The sequence below is a fragment of the Hydrogenovibrio sp. 3SP14C1 genome (assembly GCF_029625905.1).
Taxonomy (GTDB): domain Bacteria; phylum Pseudomonadota; class Gammaproteobacteria; order Thiomicrospirales; family Thiomicrospiraceae; genus Hydrogenovibrio.
Genome location: NZ_JARTLM010000083.1, coordinates 1 through 278, shown reverse-complemented (window position 1 = coordinate 278; position 278 = coordinate 1). Strand labels below are relative to the sequence as shown.

General features: G+C 32.7%; 1 protein-coding gene. It reads left to right on the top strand.

Annotated elements, in window-relative coordinates:
- On the top strand, positions 1 to 208 hold a 208-nt coding region (locus P8629_RS11730; protein ID WP_278166307.1), incomplete at its 5' end, for a hypothetical protein.
- Between the last annotated feature and the right edge of the window lie 70 nt (positions 209 to 278).

The window sequence follows — 278 nt, the reverse complement described above, 5'->3', positions numbered from 1 at the left end:
AGAACGTAAAGAAGCAGAGTTAAAGACTAATGTCAAAAACTCTACTAAGCCTAAAAAAATACGTGATATTGAAAAATATTACCAAAAGAAAAAGCAAGAGCTTTTAGAAAACGAAAAGCAATTTGGATATGTTGGTAGGACATTAATCGAAGGAATAGATATCCACGATCCAGAATTTAAAAAACTAATAATGGAGAAAATCAAATGAAGCAAACCGGAATGAACTTCCTGCGTAGAAAGTTAGCTCTTTATAAAACGGGCGTTGAAAAACGCTATCG